This is a genomic window from Pseudarthrobacter woesei (genome assembly GCF_055412745.1).
On the sequence record NZ_JBVAYU010000013.1, the window covers coordinates 1 to 21,671 of the forward strand.

The window sequence follows — 21,671 nt, forward strand, 5'->3', positions numbered from 1 at the left end:
TCAAGACCGACGCCGTGAAGGCCGACATGCTCGTCGGCATCGCCAAAATCACCGTCAACACCAAGTAACACCCGCCAGGAAACCTGCCGGATGCATGGTCTGCACCGGCGGGAAGTGCCGCGGTCCCGCCCCTGGCGGGCCCGCGGTACCTTCTGTGGCAGCTTTCCGTGGCCGGCGCCGGACCTTCACCGCTCCGCCCGCGGCGTCGTACTTTGCCGCCGACAACTGAGTTGCCGCCAGCCGCTTTAGCGGCGTGCTGCGGCGTGCTCCTTCTGCCAGGGCGGGGTGGCCAGGAGGAAGACGGTTGCGGCAAGCATCACGCCCGCGGCGAAGATGGTGACCACGTGGACGGACAGTGCGCTGCCGTTATACATGGTGATGCCAACCGCCAGCAGCGAAGCGGCCAAGAGCGCCAGAGCCGCCCGGTGCTGCCGACGCAGTCCCGCGAGAAGCAGCAGGGCAGGTACCGCGTACCAGATCTTGCTGGCCGTTCCCATGGAGTTGATCTGGTCGATAACGCCCTCCGTGCCCGCTATCGCGGCCACAGCCTGGGGAAAGAACATCGAGGTGCAGTGCAGAATCAGTCCCAGCGTACCGGCCACCGTCGCCGCCAGGTCCAGTGGCGCCAGCCTGCGTGCGAACCTCGTTAGGGGGAGACCGGGAACGGTCAGACGGAGCACCAGGAGGGCAAGTGCAACGCCGGCAAGGGCCGGGACGAACAGGGTGGACATTGCTCCACCCTACGGCGCGTTGGCCCGGATGATTCAGGTGCCCCTCGGTCCGTGTGAGTCAATTCACGCGTAACGCGGCACCGGCCGCCGTCGTGCCGCCCCTAGAATGGATGGTGAACGTAGAAGTTCTGCCGCCGGGTCTGCGTTCGCAGCCGGTGGCTTTTTCTTTGCATTCCATGCAGGCGCCCGGGGTGGACCGAATCCCCGCCGGCGCCCAGGTTCCGGACACGCTCCGGCGGCCGACTTCCATATACGCGGACGTATGTGGTGGATTTTAGGAAGGTAGTTCTGTGAGCCAGACATCAGATTCTTGTCTTGATACGTGGATGGGCCGTGAGGCGCTCGCTGAGGCCATGATCCCGGTGATCGGCCGGCTGTACCGCGATAACAACGTGGTGACGTCCATCCACGGGCGCAGCCTGATCAACAAGTCCACCATGAGCATCCTGAAGGCGCACCGTTTCGCCCGCCGGATGAGCAAGGAAGAGCTCCGGCTCGAAGAGACCGCCCCGCTGCTGGACGCCCTGACCAAGCTGGACCTCGGCGCGGCAGCCATCGACATCGCCCGCCTCACCGAGAAGTACCGCGTCGAGGGCAACGGCGCCAGCCTCGATGAATTCCTCCGCGATGAACTCGCCGAGGTGGTCGGCAAGCGTGGCGGCGACAACCGCACCAGCACCGACGTCGTCCTCTACGGTTTCGGCCGCATCGGCCGGCTCCTGGCCCGCCTCCTGATCGAAAAGGCCGGCGGCGGCCACGGCCTGCGCCTGCGCGCCATCGTGGTGCGCCGCGGTTCGGACAACGACCTCACCAAGCGTGCCAGCCTGCTGCGCCGCGACTCCGTCCACGGCTCCTTCGAGGGCACCATCAAGGTGGACCACGAGAACGACACGATCACCGCCAACGGCGTCCAGATCCAGGTCGTCTACTCGGACAACCCCGCCACGGTCGACTACACCGCCTACGGCATCCACGATGCCCTCATCGTCGACAACACGGGACGCTGGCGCGACGCCGAGGGTCTCGCCCAGCACCTGCAGAGCAAGGGCGCCTCCCGGGTCCTGCTCACCGCCCCGGGCAAGGGGGAGCTGAAGAACATCGTGCACGGCATCAACCACGGCACGATCACCGACTCGGACCAGATCGTGTCCGCTGCTTCCTGCACCACCAACGCCATCACCCCGGTCCTGAAGGCAATCAACGACCGCTACGGGGTGGTGCACGGCCACGTGGAGACGGTCCACTCCTTCACCAATGACCAGAACCTGATCGACAACTTCCACAAGGGCGACCGCCGCGGACGCTCGGCGGCGCTGAACATGGTCATCACCGAGACGGGCGCCGCCAAAGCCGTGGCGAAGGCACTGCCTGAGCTCCTCGGCAAACTGACGGGCAGCTCCATCCGCGTCCCCACCCCGGACGTCTCCCTGGCCATCCTGAACCTGAGCCTGGAAAACGGCACCACGAAGGACGAGGTCAACGACTACCTGCGGGAGATGTCGCTGCACTCGGAACTGCGCAAGCAGGTCGACTACATCGATTCGCCCGAGGTGGTCTCCACCGACTTCGTCGGCTCACGGCGCGCAGGCATCGTCGACGGCCTGGCCACGATCTCCAACGACAAGAACCTCGTCCTGTACGTCTGGTACGACAACGAGTTCGGCTACAGCTGCCAGGTGGTCCGCGTCATGGAGGAAATGGCCGGCGTGAACCCGCCGTCCTTCCCCGCCAAGGACGCCGCCTCGATCCTCGAGGCCGCCGGTCTGCCCGTCGAGGTCTGACAGCGCAAGCGTGACCATACGTCTCCAGGCCGGGGACGTATTCGATCGTTCCCGGCCGATCCACTGGAATCGGCCGGGAAAGGGCAGCACAATGGTGCAATGGAACAGAACTCGGCTGTGGAGCACGAAACCACTCTGGAACACGCGCTGGACATCGCGCGGCGGAACGTCAAGGAAGCCAAGCGGCTGCTCGACGATGCACGCGCCAAGCGCGCAGTAGGCGAGGTTGACGACGCACGGCTCCAGCAGCTCGAAGCGTTGATGGCCCTGGCCGACGAGGATCTCCGGCGGGTGACCAAGGAGCAGTAGCACCGGCGCGGCAGCATCGGTGCGGTCGCCTGCCACCTGTCCTCCACACTGTGGACAAAGGCTCCGGCGTCGTAGCTCTGGCTTAGGCTTTTGTGGTGCAGGAAAAACGTCCACGCCGGCCACCAGATCCGGTCCGCCATGAAGTCCCGCCAGCCATAATCCCAGGACCGCCATGACCGTGACCTGGGCGGATTTCCGCCGGGCCCGGCGCCGCTCCCACCAGGCGTGGGCCCTGCTGGCCGTCGCTGCCCTTGCCGTGGCCGGAGGACTGGTCTGGCTTTTCACGGCAGGCCAATTCGCCGCCGCGGAGCCGCGGTCAACCGGCCCCCGGGAGGCTCCCGTGCTGGCGCCGGGCTGGATGAAGGCCCTGCCCGCGCCCCGCCCGGTTCCGCCGGGGACCGCTGCTGCCGTGCTGGATTCCCTCCCCGTCAAAGGCCGCGCAGCACAGGGCAACTATGACAGGGCCGCCTTCGGCCAGGCCTGGCTGGATGTGGACCGCAACGGCTGCGACACCCGCAACGACATCCTCCGCCGCGACCTCGCCGACGCAGAATTCAGCGAAGGCTCCCGCTGCCGGGTAGTTGCCGGAACGTTCCAGGAACCCTACACCGGCCACCTAATCGCCTTCCGCCGAGGATCCGAGAGCAGCAAGGCCGTGCAGATCGACCACGTGGTGGCGCTCGGCGACGCCTGGCAAAAGGGCGCCCAACAACTGACCGTGGAGCAGCGCGAGCACCTCGCCAACGATCCGCTGAACCTCATCGCCGCTGACGGCCCGGCCAATCAGGACAAAAGCGCGTCCGACGCCGCCACCTGGCTGCCGCCGAACAAGGCTTTCCGCTGCCACTACGTCGCCCGCCAGATCTCGGTCAAGGCGGCCTACCTGCTGTGGGTGACGCCGGCGGAAAAGGATGCGATGAAGCGGATCCTCGGGTCCTGCCCGGGGCAGCTGACAATAGTTCCACACATCACCGGTCAACCGCCGTCACCGTGAGCGGTTGTTGGGGCCCTTGACCGCGAACCCGCGCCGGCGCGGGCGCGGTCATCCCCCTCATGGTCTACCCCTCGGACCGTTCTGCACCGGCCAAGCGTCCCACCGCTGACGGGGTCGGGCGGGAGCGGTGGGCCGCTAGACGGTGAGGTTGATTGGGCCCGCCGTTGCCGGGCCGCCGCAGGCCTCGCTGCCGCCCACCCGGGTCCAGCCCAGTTCGAGCGTCCGTTCGGCCAGGAGATTCCCATCGGACGCGAGCGCCCGGACGGTCACTCTGGCTCTGGCGCCCACGGCGAGCTGCAGCCCGATTGCCAGGCCTGCCAGTTTCCGCTTCATGGCGGGTGACTACACCTGGAACGGCTGGGCGGCGAGTTCGTCTTCCAGACGCTCCACGTCCGCCCGGTGGCACAATTCCGTGGCAGGAGTGGTCACCGTCGCGCTGCCCGCGGCGACGGCCGCCCGGAACGCCGTCTCGAGCGTGCGTCCCTGCGCCAGCCGGAGAACAAAGGCGGCCAGGAAGCTGTCGCCTGCTCCGACGGTGCTTCGCACCTGCACCTTCGGCACCGCCAGACGGAGAATCCCGGACTTGGAGGCGAGTACGGCTCCTTCGCCACCGAGGGTCAGGGCGACGTGTTCCGAGGAGCCGTCAGCGACCAGGGCAGCGGCCGCTTCGACCTGGGCTTCGGCACTTTCGAGTGTCGCCCCGACATGCAGACCCAGTTCCCGGCGGCTCGGTTTGACCAGGAAGACCCCCTCCGCGAGGGCCTCGGACAGCGCCGGACCGGAGGCGTCCACGATGCAGCGGGCGTCCTGCAGCCGCGCCAACCGGGCCACCTGCGCGTAGAAGTCCTCGGGAACCCCCGGCGGAAGACTGCCGCTGGCAACGACATAGCCGCCCACGGGGATCGAATCCGCCACCAGTGCCAGGCACAAACGCCACTCGGGCTCACTCAGCTCCGGGCCCTGGAGCACGAACCGGAACTGCTGGCCCGTCGCCGTCTCATCGACAGTGAAGTCCTCGCGGGTGCTCCCCTGGATCGGGACCACGAGGGTGGGGATACGTTCGGCTTCTATCAGCCGCCGGTAGGCCTCCCCGGTGGGTCCGCCCGCGGTGTAGACCGCCACGGTCCGGCCTCCGAGCCGCTGCACCACGCGGGCCACGTTCACCCCGCCGCCCCCCGGATCGAGGCGGCTGGTGCTGCAGCGCAGCTTGTGACCGCTGATGACCGTCTCGGTGGACGTGCTGATGTCCAGGGCAGGGTTCACGGTGAGAGTGAGGATGGGCTGCATCGCCGGCGATGTTGAGGCTTCCATGGGCCCAGCATAGGAGACTGATGTGGCCATCGGACGACGGTGTCCCCTTGTGGGCAGGCATCTGCTGGGCAAGAATTGGGCCCGGCAGCGAATTTCGCCCTGCGGGGACGGACTGGAACGGGAACTATGGCACATCGCAGCGTCGGCTCAGGCAAGGGAAATGCCAGCCCGAAGGGAAGTCCCAAACGCGCGGCGAAGCGGCCGCCGCGGCTTGAGCTAAGCCTTTATGAGACGGAGTTGTTCCGTCTCCAGGCTGAGCTGGTTGCGCTGCAGGAATGGGTCCGCAGCACGGGAGCGCGGGTGCTGGTGATCTTCGAAGGACGCGACGCTGCCGGCAAAGGGAGTGCCATCAGGCGGGTCACGGAGTACCTGAACCCCCGGTTTGCCCGGATCGTGGCGCTGCCGTCGCCCACGGAAAGGCAGCGGGGCGAATGGTACTTCCAGCGCTACGTGGAGCATCTTCCCGCGGCCGGGGAAATCGTCCTGATGGACCGCTCCTGGTACAACCGGGCCGGCGTCGAACACGTTATGGGCTTCTGCACGCCCGCGGAACACAAGCGCTTCATGGCACAGTGCCCGGTCTTTGAACGCCTGCTCATCCAGGACGGCATCCTGCTGTTCAAATACTGGTTCTCGATCAGTCATGCGGAGCAGGAGCGCCGTTTCAAGTCCCGCCTGGATGACCCGATGCGGCAGTGGAAGCTCTCGCCGATGGACCGGGAAGCGATCCTGCGCTGGGAAGATTACTCGCGGGCCAAGGATGAAATGTTCATGCAGACGGACACCGCAGAATCACCCTGGTACGTGGTGGAAGCGGAGGATAAGCGCCGGGCCCGGATCAACCTGATCGCCCACCTGCTTTCCAATGTCGACTACACCGAAGTGCGGACGGAGCCGGTGACACTTCCGGAGCGGCCCAAGGCCATCAACTACATCCGCCCGCCTCGGGAGCTCTTCCGCTATGTCCCGGACCATGCGGCGGGGCTCGAACGGCCGGAACTGGACTAGTCCCGGCGCGCGGCCGGTGAATCTCCGCCGGCCGGGTGCCGCCGGCCGGCCAGGACAGGTAGGGTACCGGCATGGACATCATCCTGGTTCCCGGATTCTGGTTGGACGCCTCGTCATGGTCGGAGGTGACGCCTCCGCTCGTCGCGGCGGGACACCGTGTGCACCCGCTCACCCTGCCCGGGCTGGAAGCGGCCGATGCGCCGAGGGCCGGCATTGGCCTGCGCACCCACATTGACGCCGTCGTGGCGAAGATCGACTCCTTCGCGGCACCGGTGGTCCTTGTTGGCCATTCCGGCGGAGGAGCCATCATTCACGGCGCCGTTGATGCCCGCCCTGACCGGGTGGTCCGCGCCATCTATGTGGACAGCGGTCCGCTTGGCGAAGGCGGTGTCATTAATGACGAACTGCCGGACGACGGCGACGAGGTGCCGCTGCCGCCATGGGAACTGTTCGAGGACGCAGACCTCGCCGACCTGGACGATGAGTTGCGGGCCATGTTCCGGGCCCGTGCGATCCCGCAGCCGCGGGGCGTGGCCCAGGACCAGCAGCGCCTCCACGATGAGCGGCGCTATACGGTTCCGGCTACCGTTATCGCCTGCGAATTCCCGTCCTCCATGCTGATCCAGATGATCGAGGCAGGCCACCCGTTTGTCGCGGAGCTCGCGCGGGTCCGCGACGTCGAATATGTGGACTTGCCCACCGGGCACTGGCCCCAGTTCACCAGACCGGCCGAACTCGGCGCAGCCATCCGCGACGCCGTCGGCCGCGCATCCTGAGTCGGGGCACGACGTCGAGCCCCTCGGCGGGGCGGGACGCCTAGTGCCCGAACGGGTCCGGATCCACGCCCGGCATCCAGGTGAGCCCGGGCACGCCCCAGCCGCTCTTCTTGGCCTGCTTCATGGCCTTGCGGGAGTAGCGGTCCATCAGCCGGTTGACATAAAGTTTGCCGTCGAGGTGATCGAATTCGTGCTGGATCACCCTCGCGAACCAGCCCGTCGCCTCGAAGTCCACCGGATGGCCGTCGCCGTCGAAGCCCTGAACCCGCGCCCATTCGGCGCGCTTGAGCGGATACTGCCCGCCCGGAAAGGACAGGCAGCCTTCCTCGTCCTCATCCGGATCCGGCAGCGCGCCGGGAATCTTGGACAGTGTCAGCACCGGGTTGACGACGACGCCGGACGGCGGGGCGCCGTCGTCGTTCTCATACCGGTAGATGAAAAGCCGTTTGCCCACCCCGACCTGGGGTGCAGCCAGACCGACGCCGTTGGCGGCGTCGTTGGTCTCGAACATGTCGGCGATCAGGCTCCGGAGTTCGTCGTCGAAGGCTTCGACTTCCGCGGCCCGGCGGTGCAGCACGGGCTCGCCCCAGATCGTGATGGGCAGGACGGTCATGTCAGGAAAAGCTCCTTTGGTGCTTGCTGGATGGTTGCGGACGTTCAGCCGGCGATGGTGCGGCCGACGACGTCTCGCATGATTTCGTTGGTGCCGCCGAAGATGGTCAGCAGCCGGGCAGCCAGGAAAGCCTGCGCCACCGGGTATTCCAGGATGTAGCCGTAACCGCCGTGCAGCTGCAGGCAGCGGTCCGTGACGGACTTGGCGCGCTCGGAGGCCCACAGCTTCGCGCGGGCGGCGGACGCGGCGTCGAGCTCCCCGGCGTTGAACGCCAGGATGGCCCGGTCCACATACGTCTCGGTGACCTCGACCTCGGTGAGGATATCGGCGAGTTCAAAGCGGCTGTTCTGGAAGTCGATGATCCGTTCGCCGAAGGCGTTGCGCTCCTTCGTGTAGCGGACGGTCGCCTCGTAGATGGCCCGGACGACGGCGGAGCTCGCCACGGCGATCGCCAGCCGCCCCTGCGGAAGCTGTTCGGCCGCATACTGCAGCCCCTTGCCTTCCCCGCCTACCAGATCGGCGTGCGGCACCCGGACGTCGTCGAAGAACAGCTCCGCGGTATCCGATGCCTTCAGGCCCATCTTGTCCAGCTGTTTGCCGGTGTTGTAGCCCTCGCCCTTACCCACCATGAACAGGGAGAAGGAGTCGTGGCTGCCGCGGCCGGCGCTGCCGTCGGTCCGGGCCAGGACCAGGGAGGCGTCGCCGGTGATGCCGTTGCCGATGAAGGTCTTCTGGCCGCTGATCAGCCAGTCGTCGCCGTCCCGCACAGCCTTGGTCCGGATGCCGCGCAGGTCCGAGCCCGCCCCGGGTTCGGTCCAGGCGATCGAGGTGACCTTTTCGCCGGACACCATGCCGGGCAGCCAGCGGGCCTTGAGGTCCTCGGAGCCGTACGCCAGCAGGTGGGGGAGGACCATGTCGTCGTGCAGGTGGAAGGCCAGGCCCACGGCGAGGTGGTTGCTCTTGGCGAATTCCTCGTCCAGTATGGCGCGGAAACGGTAGTCGTTCATGCCCAGGCCGCCGAACTCTTCCGGGACCGCGAGGCCTAGCAGACCCTGCTCGCCGGCCGCCGTCCACAGCTCCCGGGACATCATACGGTCCTTGTCCCACTGGGCGTAGTGCGGGGCAACCGCGCGCGCATTGAACTCGGTGGCCATCTCCCGGAACATCTCGTGGTCTTCTTCAAAAAGCGTGCGCTTCATTGCGGTTCCTTCCGGTGACGGTTACATGGACGGGCAACTGCCAGAGACCTGCACAGACAACAAAGGCCGCACCGGATATCCGGTACGGCCTTCGTCTAAGGTCGAACAATTACTGCCGTCCTTCATGAGGGTGAGCGACGGGGGTTGAACCCGCGACCTCCTGGACCACAACCAGGCGCTCTGCCAACTGAGCTACGCCCACCATGTGCCCCGCCATGCCAACCGGTGAACCGGCTGGCTGAAAAGGCAACGACAAACAGCTTACCTGCTGTTCGGGGCTGGTTTTGCCACTTTTCGGATTTTCGCCGAAAAATTCCGTCAAACGTGGCGCAGATTACTCCGGGAGCTGCTCTGTCAGCGTCGTGGAACGGGCATGGGAAGAGGCCTCGGAAGAGTCCGCTTCCCCTGCCTTGCCCATGACCTTCCTGGCGATCCGCTGAGCGGTGGCGCTGTCCGGCCCCGGCGCGGGGACAAAGACGGCCTCGCGGTAGTAGCGCAACTCGTCGATGGAGTCCTGGATGTCGCCGAGCGCCCGGTGGCCGCCGAGCTTGGCGGGGGACTGGAAATAGGCCCGGGCGTACCAGCGGCGGGAGAGCTCCTTGATGGTGCTCACATCAATGACCCGGTAGTGCAGGTGTTCCACGAGTTCCGGCATGTCGCGGACCAAAAAGACGCGGTCGGTTCCCACCGAGTTGCCGCCCAGCGGGGCCTTCCTGGGATCCGGCACCCATTTCTTGATGTAGTCCAGGACGACGGCCTGGGCCTCCGCCATGGTCTTGCCATGGGGGAGCTCCGCCAGCAGCCCGGAGCGGGTGTGCATGTCGCGGACGAAGTCGCCCATCTGCGCCAGTGCGGCGTCATCGGGTTTGATCACGACGTCGACGCCGTCACCGAGGATATTGAGCTCCGAGTCCGTCACCAGGGCGGCCACCTCGATGAGGGCGTCGTTTGTGGTGTCCAGGCCGGTCATTTCGCAGTCGATCCAGACGATGCGTTCATTAGATATAGGCACGCGCCCAGCCTATCGTTTCGTTGCCGCCGGGCCGTCCGGTGCTACGATTTCGGGAACGCGGCCATCGAATTTTTTCGTCATCGCGGCGCGCCCGTGCCGGTTCCAGCGGTTGGCTGAGGGCGGAAACGAGCCCACAACAGATTGGACGATCCTGAGATGACGGCGCCTGTGCCTGTGGCGGGGAAAACGGCCGCCGGTCCGTCCCGGACCGCCCCAACGGCAACTGTTGCCGACGTGGACAACGCCCGTTCCCCGCTCCTGGCGGGGTTCATCGGATCCGTGTTCATGGCGATCGGTTCGCTCGGCGTCGGCTGGCTTGCGCCGGCCTCAGAGCTCCGCCGGGTGCCGCTGTTCATCTGGATGCGCACCGAATCGCTGGGTGTCGGGCTGTGCATCCTGCTGTTGGCCGTCGGCGGGATGCTGCTGGTCCGCTCGTGGCTGCGGCTCGGCCAGCGCGTGCGTGTCTGGGGAGCGGAAGCCCGCAAGGCAACGCTTCAGGCCGTGGTCCTTTGGGGCCTTCCGCTGATGTTCTCCGTTCCCCTGTTCAGCCGGGACGTCTACGCCTACATCGGGCAGGGCCGGCTGATGGTGGAGGGCTTCAACCCTTACGAAAACGGTATCTCGGCGCTCTCCAACTACTTCCAGCTCGGCGCCGACAAGATGTGGACGGAGGCCCCCGTCCCGTACGGGCAGCTCTTCCTCTGGATCGAACAACTCGTCGTCTGGTCCACCAATGTGCACCCCGAGGCGAGCATCATGCTGTTCCGGCTCGCCGCGCTCCTGGGCATCGTGCTGTGCGTGATCTACGTGCCCAGGCTCGCCGAACTGCACGGCGTCAACCCGCACCGCGCCTTGTGGCTGACCGCCGCCAACCCGCTCTTCCTCACCAACTTCATTGCCAGCGTCCACAATGACGCCCTGATGATCGGACTGGCTCTGGCCGGGCTGTACTACTGCGCGACCCGGCGCGTCATCCTCGGCATCGTGCTTGTGACGCTGTCCATCTCGGTCAAGCCCATCACCATCGTCTTCCTGCCTTTCATTGGCCTGCTCTGGGCAGGAAAGAATGCCAGCTGGCCGCGGAAGTTCCTCTTCTGGGGGCTCACCGCGGGAATCAGCCTGGCCCTCCTGTACGCCATGAGCCTGGTCAACGGCTTCGGCTTCGGCTGGATCAATGGGCTGTCCGCGCCGGGCAGCATCTGGATCTGGTACGCCCCGATCGGCCTGCTCGGCCTCGTGATCGCCTCCATCTTTAACGCCTTCGGGCTCGACGGCTGGGGGATGGCCAAGTGGGTGTACGACGCCGGCAAGCTGCTTGCGATCGGGATCGTCGCCTGGCAGATCTTCCGCGGCGACTACGATCGCCTGATGCGCCGCCTCACGCTGGCGTTCGCCGCGGTCGTGGTCCTGGCCCCGATGATCCAGTCCTGGTACGTCGTCTGGCTCATTCCGCTCTTTGCCGTCACCGGCATCCGGGATGACTGGCAGGTCAAGGCGCTCTACTTCATCGTGTCCTTCTTTATGGTCTATGCCATCTCGGACCAGCTGGAAGTCTTCCCTTACCTGCAGACCGCTGACCTGGGACTGGCCCTGGCGCTGGCCCGCAACGCTGCCGCGATCATCGCCCTGCTCTTTGCCCTGTACCTGATCTTCCTTGACCCGAAGACCAAGCTGCTGTTCAGCAAGTCGGAGGAACCGGTCACCTCACGGCCGGTTATCTGATCTTCCGGAGCGCTTCCTTGCGGGAGAGCGGGCTGAGGTTCGCGCCGTGCCGCTGGACGAAGGCCCGGACCCAGTCCGGATCCGTGGCGGAGTAGTCACGCAATGCCCAGCCGATCGCCTTGCGGATGAAGAACTCCGGGTCGGCGAGATTCGGCTCGATGACGGCCGCCAGCAGGGCGGGGTCCGTGGCCGATTTCGCGCCCAGCTGCGCCGTGATGGCGGCCCTCCGGATCCAGAAGTCCGCATCGGTGCTCCAGCGGCGGAGCACCGGGGCCATATCCTCCGGGTGCGCCTGCAGCAGGGCGCAGAGCCGGTGGGAAACGCCGTCCACGAGATCCCACCACGCGCCGCTGCGGATGATTTCCTCGTACAGCGGGAGCATGCCGAGCTCGCCGGCGGCCAGCCGGTGCCCGGTGAGGTCGATGGCCGCATACCGTTCCTCCCGCCACGCGGCGCCGCGCCAGAGTTCCAGCACGGTCGCCGTCAGCTCGTTCAGGGAGACGGGCGGCAGCTCGGCGGCGGCGGCCTTGACGATCCGGCGGACCTCCGGCACCCGGACTCCCAGCGAGGGCATTGCCGACTTTAGGGAGGCCTGGGCGCCGGCGGCCCGGACGGGATCGGCGGCGGCAGCCATCCGGGCGCGGATCGCGGCAATCAGTTCGGCGTTGGCCATGAGGCAACTTTAGCCTCGGCCCCGGCTGGCCCTAGAGTTGACGTCATGTCGATGATCAAAAGCCCAGCCGAAGTTGCCCTGATGCGCGAGGCCGGGCGGGTGGTGGCGAACACGCTGGCGAAGGTCAGGGAGTCCGCCGCCGTCGGGGTCTCGCTGAAGGAACTGGACGAGCTGGCCGCGGCAACCATTGCTGCCGCCGGGGCGACGCCGGCCTTCCTGAACTACAAGCCGCGCTGGGCTTCCGTGCCGTTCCCGGGTGTGATCTGCACAAGCGTGAACGATGCCGTGGTGCACGGCATCCCCAACGACTACCGGCTCCGGGACGGCGACCTGCTCAGCGTGGACTGCGGCGCCTTCCTCGAGGGCTGGTGCGGCGACGCGGCCATCAGCGTCATCGTGGGAACCCCGGACCCGGTGGACCAGGCCCTGATCGACGCCACCGAGGCTGCCCTGGCCCGCGGCATTGAGGCCGCCCGGATAGGGAACAAGATGGGGGACCTGGGCTACGCAATCGGCGGGGAATCACGCCGCGCCGGCTACGGCCTGCTGGCGGACCACGGCGGCCACGGGATCGGCAAGACCATGCACGCCGAGCCGGACGTTCCCAACGATGGCCGGCCCGGCCGCGGCGTCAAGCTGACAGAGGGCCTGGTCATCGCGATCGAGCCCATGCTGATCCTGGGCGGCAAGGACGACTACTTCCACGACGATGACGAATGGACCCTCCGCTCGGCCAACGGCCGCCGCGCGGCCCACAGCGAGCACACCGTGGCCATCACGGCGGACGGCCCGGTCATTCTGACGCTGCCGTAGGGCCCGCCGGAGGGCTTACTCCGCGGAGGTAGGCGGGGCTGCCAGCCGGACGACGGCCCGCCCCGGTACGGCGTCGCTGACGAGGTCAATCCCGGCGCCCAGGAACAGTCCCAGCGTGCCGTGGTAGAGGTCGGCCGGACCGGCCTTGGGCCGTCGGGCAGGATCCACGGGATAGCCCTCCACCACCGCGGCACCGTGGCTGAAGGCATGCTTGACGGCGGCGCTGAGCAGTGCCCGGGCGACGCCCTGCCGCCGCTGGCCGGGGGCAACCACGAAGCAGCTGACGGACCACACACGGGTTCCCCCGGGCCCGGCTGCTGCCGGGCCTGCCGACGTCACGACCTTCGAGCGCAGGATCCTGGGGTAGCACGGGCGGGGTTCCACCGCGCACCAGCCCACGGCCTGGCCGTCGCGGAAGGCGATCACGCCGGGAGCAGGGGAGCCGCCGTCGAACTTTGCCCGCAGCTGGCCCTTCCGTGCGTCCGGGCCGGTACCCGACCACTCGGAGCCGGTCAGAGCGAAGAACCTGCACCAGCAGCGCGCGGGCTCGCCGCGGACGCCGAAGAGGCGTTCGACGTCGGGCCACTGCGCCGCGGCGGCAGTGATGGTTCCAGCGGAACCGTTTGTCCGCCCAGCCATGCTTCAGGTCTCCGGGAAAGCAGCCGGATCAGCGTCGTCCGGTGGCCCGGACCCGCTGGCGGCGGGCGGCGAGCCGGAGCTGGATGATGCGGGCGGCGCCGGCAATGGCGACGAGTACCCCTCCGCCCACGGCCGCGATGAGGAGGGCGATGCCGAGCGGGACCGCACCCTGCAGGCCAAAAAACTTCACCTGGACGTAATCCTGGTTCTGCAGGATGAAGGCGATGAGCAGAATCAGGACCACGAGCGCGCTGGCCACGGCGGCCCAGACCATTCCCGCGCGGGTGACCTGGCGTGGCTCCGGGCCGGGGGTCACGTCCTGCTCCGGCGTGACTGTGGCGGGGCCCGGCACGTTTACGGCCGCCGGTTCCGTCCCGGGGAGCACCTCGGCACCCCTGCGGGCCACGCCGGCGCCGCCCGCCGGAGCCGGGGCGGTGGCGGCATCCGCGGCATGTCCGGACACGGCATCAGTGGTTCCGGATTGCCGGGCAACCGCCGGGTCTGTGGGTTCGAATCCGCTGGGGGTCTGGGTCATGGCGGCCATACCTTTCTGTTGTGGCAGAGCGAACCGGCATTCCCGGGCAGCCTGCTGTATCCGCTTAATCCTAGGCGTCCCGACGGCAGATAGAGGCCGGCGGGCGGGCGGCGCGCTGCAGCCCGACGTGGTTCCCTTCACTGTCCTTGAACCATGCCGGCTGACGGCCATCCGCCGCAGCAACTCCCCTCGATGGTCCTGGCCCCGGACCGTCGCAGGGCGCGCCGACGTATATGGCTGTTGGCACCTGCGATGCGACGGTATAACGTCGCAGCCAGGGATGCCTGTCGGAGGAGGCGCGGCCGTGACCATCGTTGACAACGCCGTGTACGTGGACGGCCGCCGGACCGCGGATCCGGATAGCCTGGATGAGACGTACTTCGTCCTGCGGCAGCGCCAAGGCATGGCGTGGATCGGCCTCTACCGGCCGGACGCTGAGGAGCTGCGTTCGGTAGCAGGGGAATTCGATCTGAATCATCTGGCCGTGGAAGACGCGCTCGCCGGTCACCAGCGGGCCAAGCTGGAACACTACGGCGAAACGCTCTTCCTGGTGCTGCGGCCGGCCCGCTATCTGGACGATCTTGAGGAGGTTGAGTTCGGCGAGATCCACGTCTTCGCCGGCGCGGATTTTGTTGTCACCGTCCGCCGTGCCGAATCGCCGGATCTGGCGCGGGTGCGCCGGCGGATGGAAGCCGAGCCTGAGTTTCTGGCGCTGGGCCCGGATGCTGTGCTCTACGCCATCCTCGATCAGGTCGTCGACGAGTACGAGCCGGTCGCCGCGGGGCTGGAGAACGACGTCGACGAAATCGAGGACGAGCTCTTCGCGGCGGACCCGGGCGTGTCCCGACGGATCTACGAGCTCTCGCGGCAGGTCATCATGTTCCAGCGTGCGACGGCGCCGCTGACCGCGATTCTACAGTCTTTGATGGTTGAGTCGCCGGACCATCATCCCGGCCCGGAACTGCAGGACCACTTCCGGGATGTGCTGGACCACGTTTTGCGGCTGAGTGAACGGATCACGGCATTCCGGGCCCTGCTGCAGAATGCGCTGGCGGTCAACGCGGCGCTGGTGGCGCAGCGGCAGAACGACGAAATGCGGTTGTTGACGGAGTCCAGCTACGCCCAGAACGAGCAGGTCAAGCGGATCTCCTCGTGGGCGGCCATCCTGTTTGCCCCAACGCTGATCGGCACCATCTACGGAATGAATTTCCGCACTATGCCCGAACTCGATTGGGTGTTCGGCTACCCCATGGCCCTGGGGCTGATGGCGGGCATGGGCCTGGTGCTCTTTTGGACCTTTAAGCACAACAAGTGGATCTGACCGGCCGGTACACAACGCCAATTCCGCGCGGAACCGCGGCCCTGGCCTGCGGAAGGTTCCGGCAGGCCAGAGCCACGTTCTGGTGCCCCAGGAGGGAATCGAACCCCCGACCGGCGGATTAGAAGGCCGCTGCTCTATCCCCTGAGCTACTGGGGCACTGTCGGCGCGCCGTCCGGCCGCTGCCGGGGGACGCCTCAAAAAGTTTACCGTGCGTTGCGTGCACCTGCGGTCAGGGCGCCGGTGTGCCGCAGGACGGATGGCTTCGTCTGCCCCTCAACACCCGCCTCCGGCCCGGGTTTTCCACATACCGCATCGCGCCTCTCGCCGTCGGCTGTACCCGGTATGAAGCTGGAACTGCCTGCTAGGGCATGACATTTCGAGACGGGACATGAGAATGAGTGACAACATCACGGTCCGTGGCTTTGTTGCCTCGGAGATCAAGAGTTCGACGACGCCCGGCGGCGTGGGGACTGCGTCCTTCCGCCTGGGGTCAACGGAGCGACGATATGACAAAGCCTCGAGTACGTGGATTGACGGGAACACCAACTGGTTCACGGTCCAGGGCTACCGGCAGCTGGCGGGAAACATCGGGTGCAGCATCAAGAAGGGCCAGCGCGTCATCGTCGTCGGACGGCTGAAGATGCGGAGCTGGGAAAAGGACGGCCGGATCTATCACGTGGCCGAAATCGACGCGGAGTCCGTCGGCCACGACCTCATGTGGGGTTCCGCCAACTTCACCCGCACGGCCGGCGCCGGCACTTCAGGCAGCGGGGGACTGCCCGCGGCCGCTACCTCCGGGTCGGACAGCAGCCAGGGCGACCCGCAGGCCCCCGGGGGTGAAGGCAACGACGGCGATTCTTCCGCCCCGGTATTCGTCGAAGACGCCAACGGCGATTTGGAGGAGCTCGATGAGGAGACGGGGGAGCTGAAAGGAGTCGCTGCCTGACCAGATCCGGTTGTTCTGCGGTGCTCGCCCGGGTGGGGCGCCCGGACGTCAGGGCTGCGGCCGCGAGGCCTCCTGGCGGCCGGGCCCCGTGACAGTATTGGTGCGTGATGCGGGCCTGGACAAGCAACGGATGGACAGCACAGCCGGCTTCCGGGCCCGTGCGACGCCGCCTGTGCCACCGGCAGGTGGGATCCTTCGCAGTTATTCTGACCGTGCTTGCGTCAACGGCCGCCTGCTCGGCGCCTACCGTCGCAGGAAGCGGAAGCCCCATCCCGGGTTCAGCGGTTTCTCCGCTGACGCAGTGGAAGCCACCGCGAGCCGGACGCCCACGGGCCTGGACACCGACGCCGATGAAGTCGCGGTCAAGGCGGGCAGGAACTGCATCGTTGCCCAGGTGCGCACTGGCAGCGTCCGTGCCGTCATCCTTCGGTGCCGGCGGACGGCCGGTGCCTCGTGGGCACAACGGGGACCCACTGAATGTGAGTTATCCCGGTTGAGCCACTAGATTTGTAGGCATGGCGGAATTTATCTACACAATGACCAAGGCCCGTAAGGCCGTTGGCGAAAAACTTATCCTCGACGACGTGAGTATGTCCTTCTTCCCGGGGGCCAAGATTGGTGTTGTCGGACCGAATGGTGCCGGCAAGTCCACCATTCTCAAGATCATGGCCGGACTGGACACACCCTCAAACGGCGAGGCCCGGCTCAGCCCCGGCTACACGGTCGGCATCCTGCTGCAGGAGCCGCCGCTGAATGAGGACAAGACCGTCCTGGGCAATGTCCAGGAAGGCGTCGGAGAGATCATCGGCAAGATCCAGCGCTTCAACGAAATCTCCGAGGAAATGGCCAGCCCCGACGCTGACTACGATGTCCTCCTTGAGGAAATGGGCCAGCTGCAGGAAGCGATCGACGCCGCCGATGCCTGGGATCTCGATTCCCAGCTCGAGCAGGCCATGGACGCCCTCCGCTGCCCGCCGGCCGATGCCGACGTCACGCTCCTCTCCGGTGGTGAGCGCCGCCGCGTCGCACTCTGCAAGCTCCTGCTCCAGAAGCCGGACCTGCTGCTCCTTGACGAACCCACCAACCACCTCGACGCCGAGAGCGTGCTCTGGCTCGAGCAGCACCTCTCCGCCTACCCCGGCGCCGTGCTCGCCGTGACCCACGACCGGTATTTCCTCGACCATGTGGCCGAGTGGATCGCCGAAGTGGACCGCGGCCACCTGTACCCGTATGAGGGCAACTACTCCACGTACCTCGAGAAGAAGCGCGCCCGCCTGGAAGTCCAGGGCAAGAAGGACGCCAAGCAGGCCAAGCGCCTCACCGAAGAACTCGATTGGGTCCGCTCCAACGCCAAGGGCCGCCAGACCAAGTCCAAGGCCCGCCTGGCCCGGTACGAGGAAATGGCTGCCGAAGCGGACCGCACCCGCAAACTCGACTTCGAAGAGATCCAGATCCCGCCGGGACCGCGCCTGGGTGGCCTGGTGCTGGAGGCGAAGAACCTCCAGAAGGGCTTCGAGGACCGCACCCTGATCGACGGACTGTCGTTCACGCTGCCGCGCAACGGCATCGTGGGCGTCATCGGCCCCAACGGTGTCGGCAAGACCACCCTGTTCAAGACCATCGTCGGGCTCGAGCCCCTCGACGGCGGCGAACTGAAGATCGGCGATTCGGTCAAGATCTCCTACGCCGACCAGGGCCGCGGCGGTATTGACCCGAACAAGACCCTGTGGGAGGTCGTCTCCGACGGACTCGACTACATCCAGGTCGGACACGTCGAAATGCCGTCCCGCGCCTACGTCGCCGCCTTCGGCTTCAAAGGCCCGGACCAGCAGAAGAAGGCCGGGGTGCTCTCCGGCGGTGAGCGCAACCGCCTGAACCTCGCCCTGACCCTGAAGCAGGGTGGCAACCTGCTGCTCCTCGATGAGCCGACTAACGACCTCGACGTCGAGACGCTCAGCAGCCTTGAAAACGCCCTGCTCGAATTCCCGGGCTGCGCCGTCGTGGTCTCGCACGACCGGTGGTTCCTGGACCGGGTGTCCACCCACATCCTGGCCTACGAAGGCGACGAGGAGAACCCCTCCAAGTGGTACTGGTTCGAGGGCAACTTCGAATCCTACGAGGAAAACAAGGTTGAGCGTCTGGGCCCGGACGCGGCAAAGCCGCACCGTGTCACCCACCGCCGCCTCACCCGCGACTAGTACCGCGCGGCCGCAAAGGCCATGCCGCCATCAAAAAGGCCGGCTCCCCCGCTGGGGAGCCGGCCTTTTTGTCGGTCAAGGCGGCAGGCGTGTCAGCCGCGTTCTGCCTTGCGCATCTGGTGCTGCAACACCTTGGACTGGACTGCGCCCCTGACCTTGCTCTTGAGGTCATTCGGAACCCGGATCATGCCTTCCTGCGCCACCGTTGCCACGAGCCGGCCGTCGCGGCTGAAGATCTTGCCGGTGGCCAGGCCGCGGGCGCCCTGGGCGCTGGGGGACTCCTGCATGTAGAGCAGCCATTCGTCCACCCGGAGCGGCCGGTGCCACCACATCGCGTGGTCCAGGCTCGCCACGGACATGCCCGGCGTAATCCAACTCATCCCGTGCTTGCGGAGGATGGACTCCAGAATTGTGTAGTCGCTGGCATAGGCCAGGGCGGCGCGGTGCAGTTCCGGATCGTCCGGCATCGGCCCGAAGGTCTTCATCCAGACGGCGTTGCGCGGTTCCTTCTGGCCCTTGGCCGAGACGTACAGGGCTGGGTCGACGTGCCGGATGTCGAAGGGCCGCTCATAGGCCCAGTGCCGTGCCACCGGGTGGTCGAACTTCCCGAGCAAGTCCGCGGTGCTGGGCAGCGACTCCGGCCCGGGGATGCCGGCGGGCATCTCGGACTGGTGCTCAATGCCCTCGTCCTCCTCCTGGAAGGACGCAATCATCGACAGGATGGGCATGCCCTCCTGATAGGCGTGGACCCGCCGCGCGGAAAAGGACCGGCCGTCCCGGAGCCGCTGGACGCCGAAGGTGATGGGCTTGTTGGCGTCCCCGGGGCGCAAAAAGTAGCCATGCATCGAGTGGACGCCGCGGCCGTCCGGCACGGTGCGGCTGCCCGCGATCAGCGACTGTGCCAGCACCTGGCCGCCGAAGACCCGGTGCCGGGGCTGCTGCTGCGAGGGCCCCATGAAGATGTCCTCATCCGTCCGGGCACCCTCGAGTTCACCGAGGTTCAGGAGTTGGAGGAGCGAGGAGGTGGGGTCCTGCGTGGGCGGACCCTGCAATCCGGCGTCGGCTTCAGTCATGGTTCGACTCTAGACGTCCCCCCGGCACCGCCCCAAAGCGGCACAGCCGGTAGAGTCGATATTGTGTCTGACGTCCTAACCCAGCCCCTGCAATTTACTGATCCCCGCGATCTCGCCGATCTGCGCACCTTCGCCACCCGCGCCAAATCCATCGACGACGGCGCCATCCGGCTCCAGGCGTCCGGTGCGGTGCTCGCCGCCTACGTGTGTGTGCTGCGGCCCCGGCTGCTGGGGGAGTCCACCCCGACCATCCTCGGGCTGCGGACCATGGCACTGGCCCAGCCTGCAGACGCTGACGTGACCGTCCCGATCTCCGCGGTGCTGGACAGGCTGGCGCGGGCCGGGGAGAACGACGTCGAACTGCCGCTGCCGCCGGTGACCGTCACCGAATCCTGGGCCGGGGTGGGCGCACCCCGGACCGGCTGGGCGCTCGTGGGGGGGCTGCAGGATTCCGCGCTGCGGCTGGCCGCCGAGGCCGGCATCACCGAGGTCGCCGCGATCATGCCGGACAAGCCCGGGGCCCTGATCGTCAACAACGCCCGCGCCACCGTCTGGGGCAGGGAACTGCCCGGCGCCGAAGGACTTCCGCTGGGCGCCGCCTTCGCTGCCCTCACCTTGGGCTTCCTCGCCGACGGCGAACAGCAGCTCTACCGGGCCGGGCGCTGGTTCCGCCTCAGCGGAGCCCGAGGGCATGTCCTGGCCCGCTCAGGCTCCGGCATCTGAGCGGAGCGGAGCGGCGTCCGGGCCGGGCCGCAGCCGACCTGACAGGGTCCGCTCAGGCTCCGGAGGGGCTGTTCACCATGGAAAGGGCGGCCCGCTCCATGTAGTCCCACAGGGTCCCCTCGTACAGCGGGGCGAGCTCCAGGGCATCCACCGCGGTGCGCATATGGTGCAGCCAGCGCTCCTTGGCCTCCGGAGTGACCCGGAACGGCTGGTGGCGCATCCGCAGCCGCGGGTGCCCGCGTTCCTCGCCGTACGTCGTCGGGCCGCCCCAATACTGCTCCAGGAACATCAGGAAACGCCGCTTCGCGGGGCCGAGGTCCTCTTCCGGATACATCGGCCGCAGCAGCGGATCCGCCGCGACACCGTCGTAGAACACATCGACGAGCCTCACGAACGTCCCGTGGCCGCCCACGGCGTCGTAGAAGTTGTCCGTGTAGCCGGGCTGGTTGAACGGATCGTTCTGCAGCAGCTGCCGGGGCTGCCGGGGTTCGCCGGCGCTGGGAATCGTCATTGCCTTATTCTCCGGCCTTCTGCTGGGGCGCATCGGCGTCCTCGGCGTCCGCCGGTTCGGCCGAGGGAGGGACATAGGTGCCCTGGGAGCGGTTGCCCACACGCAGGATTTCGCCGTTGCGCAGGTACCAGATGGTGCCGTCCTCGGCCCGGACCCGGGTGATCCGCAGGTTCATGGACTCCACAGTGCCCACCACCTCGGAGGTCTCGATGATGTCGCCGATGCCGTACTGGTCCTCGATGGTGATGAAGATGCCGGCCAGGAAGTCGCGGATCAGCTGCTGGGCGCCAAAGCCGATGGCGATACCGAGGATTCCTACGCTGGTCAGCAGCGGGGCAATGTTCACGTTCAAGTTGCTCAGCACATACATGATGGTGAGGACGGCGACCAGGACCCCGACCACGCTGTTGAGCAGCGCGCCGATGGTGTTGGCCCGCTGGACCCGGCGTTCGTGATCGAGGGCCCGCAGCGCGGGCGCCACCCAGCGGAAGTGCGGCTTCTTGAAGAAAGTGGTTCCGGCGGCGACGCGCTTGGTGATTCCGGCGATCACAAAGGACGCCACCAGCCAAACGGCGATGCCGACCCCCATGCTGATGAGGACTCCGGGCACGTTGATGGCCGAAATATCCGGCGGGGTGATCGGTCCGGTCGTGGTCATGCTGTACATCGGCGGAAGTACTCCTTGCTGCTGCGCACTGCTGCCGGCCGGCAGCGTTCGGCGGGGCGTCCGGTTATGCGGCCGGCGTTCGCCGGCCGCATAACACTCTGTTCTCCTTCAACACT

Annotated in this window: 24 protein-coding genes and 2 tRNA genes; 12 read left to right on the top strand and 14 right to left on the bottom strand. The window is 67.0% G+C overall.

Annotated features, from left to right (window positions below):
- Positions 1–245: 245 nt before the first annotated feature.
- Entirely contained in the window at positions 246–731 is a 486-nt protein-coding gene (locus ACZYZE_RS15860) for a hypothetical protein (protein ID WP_463908775.1), read from the bottom strand.
- Positions 732–1,021: 290 nt separating this feature from the next.
- Between ACZYZE_RS15860 and ACZYZE_RS15865 the strand changes: the two genes are divergently transcribed.
- From ACZYZE_RS15865 to ACZYZE_RS15875, 3 genes are all read left to right on the top strand, one after another.
- Positions 1,022–2,512, top strand: coding sequence for a glyceraldehyde-3-phosphate dehydrogenase (locus ACZYZE_RS15865; RefSeq protein WP_463908777.1), 1,491 nt, complete (start codon positions 1,022–1,024; stop codon positions 2,510–2,512).
- A gap of 99 nt (positions 2,513–2,611) precedes the next feature.
- Positions 2,612–2,821, top strand: coding sequence for a hypothetical protein (locus ACZYZE_RS15870; RefSeq protein WP_459317628.1), 210 nt, complete (start codon positions 2,612–2,614; stop codon positions 2,819–2,821).
- Between the two features lie 172 nt (positions 2,822–2,993).
- Positions 2,994–3,815 carry an HNH endonuclease family protein gene (locus tag ACZYZE_RS15875; protein ID WP_463908779.1) on the top strand — a complete coding sequence of 274 codons (822 nt, stop codon included), beginning with the start codon at positions 2,994–2,996 and terminating at the stop codon, positions 3,813–3,815.
- Positions 3,816–3,950: 135 nt separating this feature from the next.
- On the opposite strand, the gene ACZYZE_RS15880 is transcribed toward ACZYZE_RS15875, so the two are convergent.
- Positions 3,951–4,148, bottom strand: a complete 198-nt coding sequence (locus ACZYZE_RS15880) for a hypothetical protein (RefSeq protein WP_463908781.1) — start codon at positions 4,146–4,148, stop codon at positions 3,951–3,953.
- A 9-nt stretch (positions 4,149–4,157) separates the two neighbouring features.
- On the bottom strand, positions 4,158–5,126 hold the full coding sequence (locus tag ACZYZE_RS15885; protein ID WP_463908782.1) for a 1-phosphofructokinase family hexose kinase: 969 nt from the start codon (positions 5,124–5,126) through the stop codon (positions 4,158–4,160).
- Between the two features lie 126 nt (positions 5,127–5,252).
- Here ACZYZE_RS15885 and ppk2 point away from each other — a divergent pair, with 126 nt between their 5' ends.
- On the top strand, positions 5,253–6,134 hold the full coding sequence (gene ppk2, locus ACZYZE_RS15890) for a polyphosphate kinase 2 (protein ID WP_463908784.1): 882 nt from the start codon (positions 5,253–5,255) through the stop codon (positions 6,132–6,134).
- 71 nt (positions 6,135–6,205) lie between these two features.
- Positions 6,206–6,910, top strand: coding sequence for an alpha/beta fold hydrolase (locus tag ACZYZE_RS15895; protein WP_463908786.1), 705 nt, complete (start codon positions 6,206–6,208; stop codon positions 6,908–6,910).
- A 40-nt stretch (positions 6,911–6,950) separates the two neighbouring features.
- Here the strand turns inward: ACZYZE_RS15895 and def are convergent, their stop codons facing one another.
- The 4 genes from def to orn form a co-directional block, all read right to left on the bottom strand.
- Complete coding sequence (gene def, locus ACZYZE_RS15900; RefSeq protein WP_459317634.1) at positions 6,951–7,523, bottom strand: peptide deformylase; 573 nt, start codon at positions 7,521–7,523, stop codon at positions 6,951–6,953.
- Positions 7,524–7,567: 44 nt separating this feature from the next.
- Positions 7,568–8,722, bottom strand: a complete 1,155-nt coding sequence (locus tag ACZYZE_RS15905) for an acyl-CoA dehydrogenase family protein (protein ID WP_463908789.1) — start codon at positions 8,720–8,722, stop codon at positions 7,568–7,570.
- Positions 8,723–8,851: 129 nt separating this feature from the next.
- Positions 8,852–8,924, bottom strand: a tRNA-His gene (locus ACZYZE_RS15910).
- Between the two features lie 132 nt (positions 8,925–9,056).
- A complete protein-coding gene (gene orn, locus ACZYZE_RS15915) occupies positions 9,057–9,734 on the bottom strand; it encodes an oligoribonuclease (protein WP_463908791.1) in 678 nt (225 codons plus the stop codon).
- A 156-nt stretch (positions 9,735–9,890) separates the two neighbouring features.
- On the opposite strand from orn, the gene mptB reads away from it, so the two are divergent.
- Positions 9,891–11,456, top strand: coding sequence for a polyprenol phosphomannose-dependent alpha 1,6 mannosyltransferase MptB (mptB, locus tag ACZYZE_RS15920; protein WP_459317636.1), 1,566 nt, complete (start codon positions 9,891–9,893; stop codon positions 11,454–11,456).
- Here mptB and ACZYZE_RS15925 read toward each other — a convergent pair.
- Positions 11,449–12,129 carry a DNA alkylation repair protein gene (locus tag ACZYZE_RS15925; protein WP_463908794.1) on the bottom strand — a complete coding sequence of 227 codons (681 nt, stop codon included), beginning with the start codon at positions 12,127–12,129 and terminating at the stop codon, positions 11,449–11,451. The two genes, mptB and ACZYZE_RS15925, sit on opposite strands and share 8 nt — an antisense overlap.
- Before the next feature lie 45 nt (positions 12,130–12,174).
- Between ACZYZE_RS15925 and map the strand changes: the two genes are divergently transcribed.
- Positions 12,175–12,942, top strand: a complete 768-nt coding sequence (gene map, locus ACZYZE_RS15930; RefSeq protein ID WP_463908801.1) for a type I methionyl aminopeptidase — start codon at positions 12,175–12,177, stop codon at positions 12,940–12,942.
- A 15-nt stretch (positions 12,943–12,957) separates the two neighbouring features.
- On the opposite strand, the gene ACZYZE_RS15935 is transcribed toward map, so the two are convergent.
- Both ACZYZE_RS15935 and ACZYZE_RS15940 read right to left on the bottom strand, forming a co-directional pair.
- Entirely contained in the window at positions 12,958–13,581 is a 624-nt protein-coding gene (locus ACZYZE_RS15935; RefSeq protein WP_463908804.1) for a GNAT family N-acetyltransferase, read from the bottom strand.
- A 28-nt stretch (positions 13,582–13,609) separates the two neighbouring features.
- Positions 13,610–14,116 (bottom strand): LapA family protein, encoded by a 507-nt coding sequence (locus ACZYZE_RS15940; RefSeq protein ID WP_459317640.1) that lies wholly within the window; start codon positions 14,114–14,116, stop codon positions 13,610–13,612.
- Between the two features lie 304 nt (positions 14,117–14,420).
- Between ACZYZE_RS15940 and ACZYZE_RS15945 the strand changes: the two genes are divergently transcribed.
- Positions 14,421–15,437 carry a magnesium and cobalt transport protein CorA gene (locus ACZYZE_RS15945; protein ID WP_459317641.1) on the top strand — a complete coding sequence of 339 codons (1,017 nt, stop codon included), beginning with the start codon at positions 14,421–14,423 and terminating at the stop codon, positions 15,435–15,437.
- A gap of 80 nt (positions 15,438–15,517) precedes the next feature.
- Here the strand turns inward: ACZYZE_RS15945 and ACZYZE_RS15950 are convergent.
- Positions 15,518–15,593, bottom strand: a tRNA-Arg gene (locus ACZYZE_RS15950).
- 238 nt (positions 15,594–15,831) lie between these two features.
- Between ACZYZE_RS15950 and ACZYZE_RS15955 the strand changes: the two genes are divergently transcribed.
- From ACZYZE_RS15955 to ettA, 3 genes are all read left to right on the top strand, one after another.
- Positions 15,832–16,383 (top strand): single-stranded DNA-binding protein, encoded by a 552-nt coding sequence (locus ACZYZE_RS15955; protein WP_459317642.1) that lies wholly within the window; start codon positions 15,832–15,834, stop codon positions 16,381–16,383.
- A gap of 130 nt (positions 16,384–16,513) precedes the next feature.
- Positions 16,514–16,888 carry a DUF6993 domain-containing protein gene (locus tag ACZYZE_RS15960; protein ID WP_459317643.1) on the top strand — a complete coding sequence of 125 codons (375 nt, stop codon included), beginning with the start codon at positions 16,514–16,516 and terminating at the stop codon, positions 16,886–16,888.
- A 10-nt stretch (positions 16,889–16,898) separates the two neighbouring features.
- The gene (gene ettA / locus ACZYZE_RS15965; RefSeq protein ID WP_459317644.1) at positions 16,899–18,581 is read left to right on the top strand and encodes an energy-dependent translational throttle protein EttA; all 1,683 of its coding nucleotides are present in this window, start codon (positions 16,899–16,901) and stop codon (positions 18,579–18,581) included.
- Between the two features lie 92 nt (positions 18,582–18,673).
- On the opposite strand, the gene tesB is transcribed toward ettA, so the two are convergent.
- Positions 18,674–19,654, bottom strand: a complete 981-nt coding sequence (gene tesB / locus ACZYZE_RS15970) for an acyl-CoA thioesterase II (protein WP_459317645.1) — start codon at positions 19,652–19,654, stop codon at positions 18,674–18,676.
- 63 nt (positions 19,655–19,717) lie between these two features.
- Between tesB and ACZYZE_RS15975 the strand changes: the two genes are divergently transcribed.
- Positions 19,718–20,377, top strand: coding sequence for a DUF8185 domain-containing protein (locus ACZYZE_RS15975; protein ID WP_463908808.1), 660 nt, complete (start codon positions 19,718–19,720; stop codon positions 20,375–20,377).
- A gap of 52 nt (positions 20,378–20,429) precedes the next feature.
- On the opposite strand, the gene ACZYZE_RS15980 is transcribed toward ACZYZE_RS15975, so the two are convergent.
- Together ACZYZE_RS15980 and ACZYZE_RS15985 are read right to left on the bottom strand one after the other, a co-directional pair.
- Positions 20,430–20,888, bottom strand: coding sequence for a globin (locus ACZYZE_RS15980; protein WP_463908810.1), 459 nt, complete (start codon positions 20,886–20,888; stop codon positions 20,430–20,432).
- 4 nt (positions 20,889–20,892) lie between these two features.
- Positions 20,893–21,555 (bottom strand): mechanosensitive ion channel family protein, encoded by a 663-nt coding sequence (locus ACZYZE_RS15985; RefSeq protein WP_459317648.1) that lies wholly within the window; start codon positions 21,553–21,555, stop codon positions 20,893–20,895.
- Between the last annotated feature and the right edge of the window lie 116 nt (positions 21,556–21,671).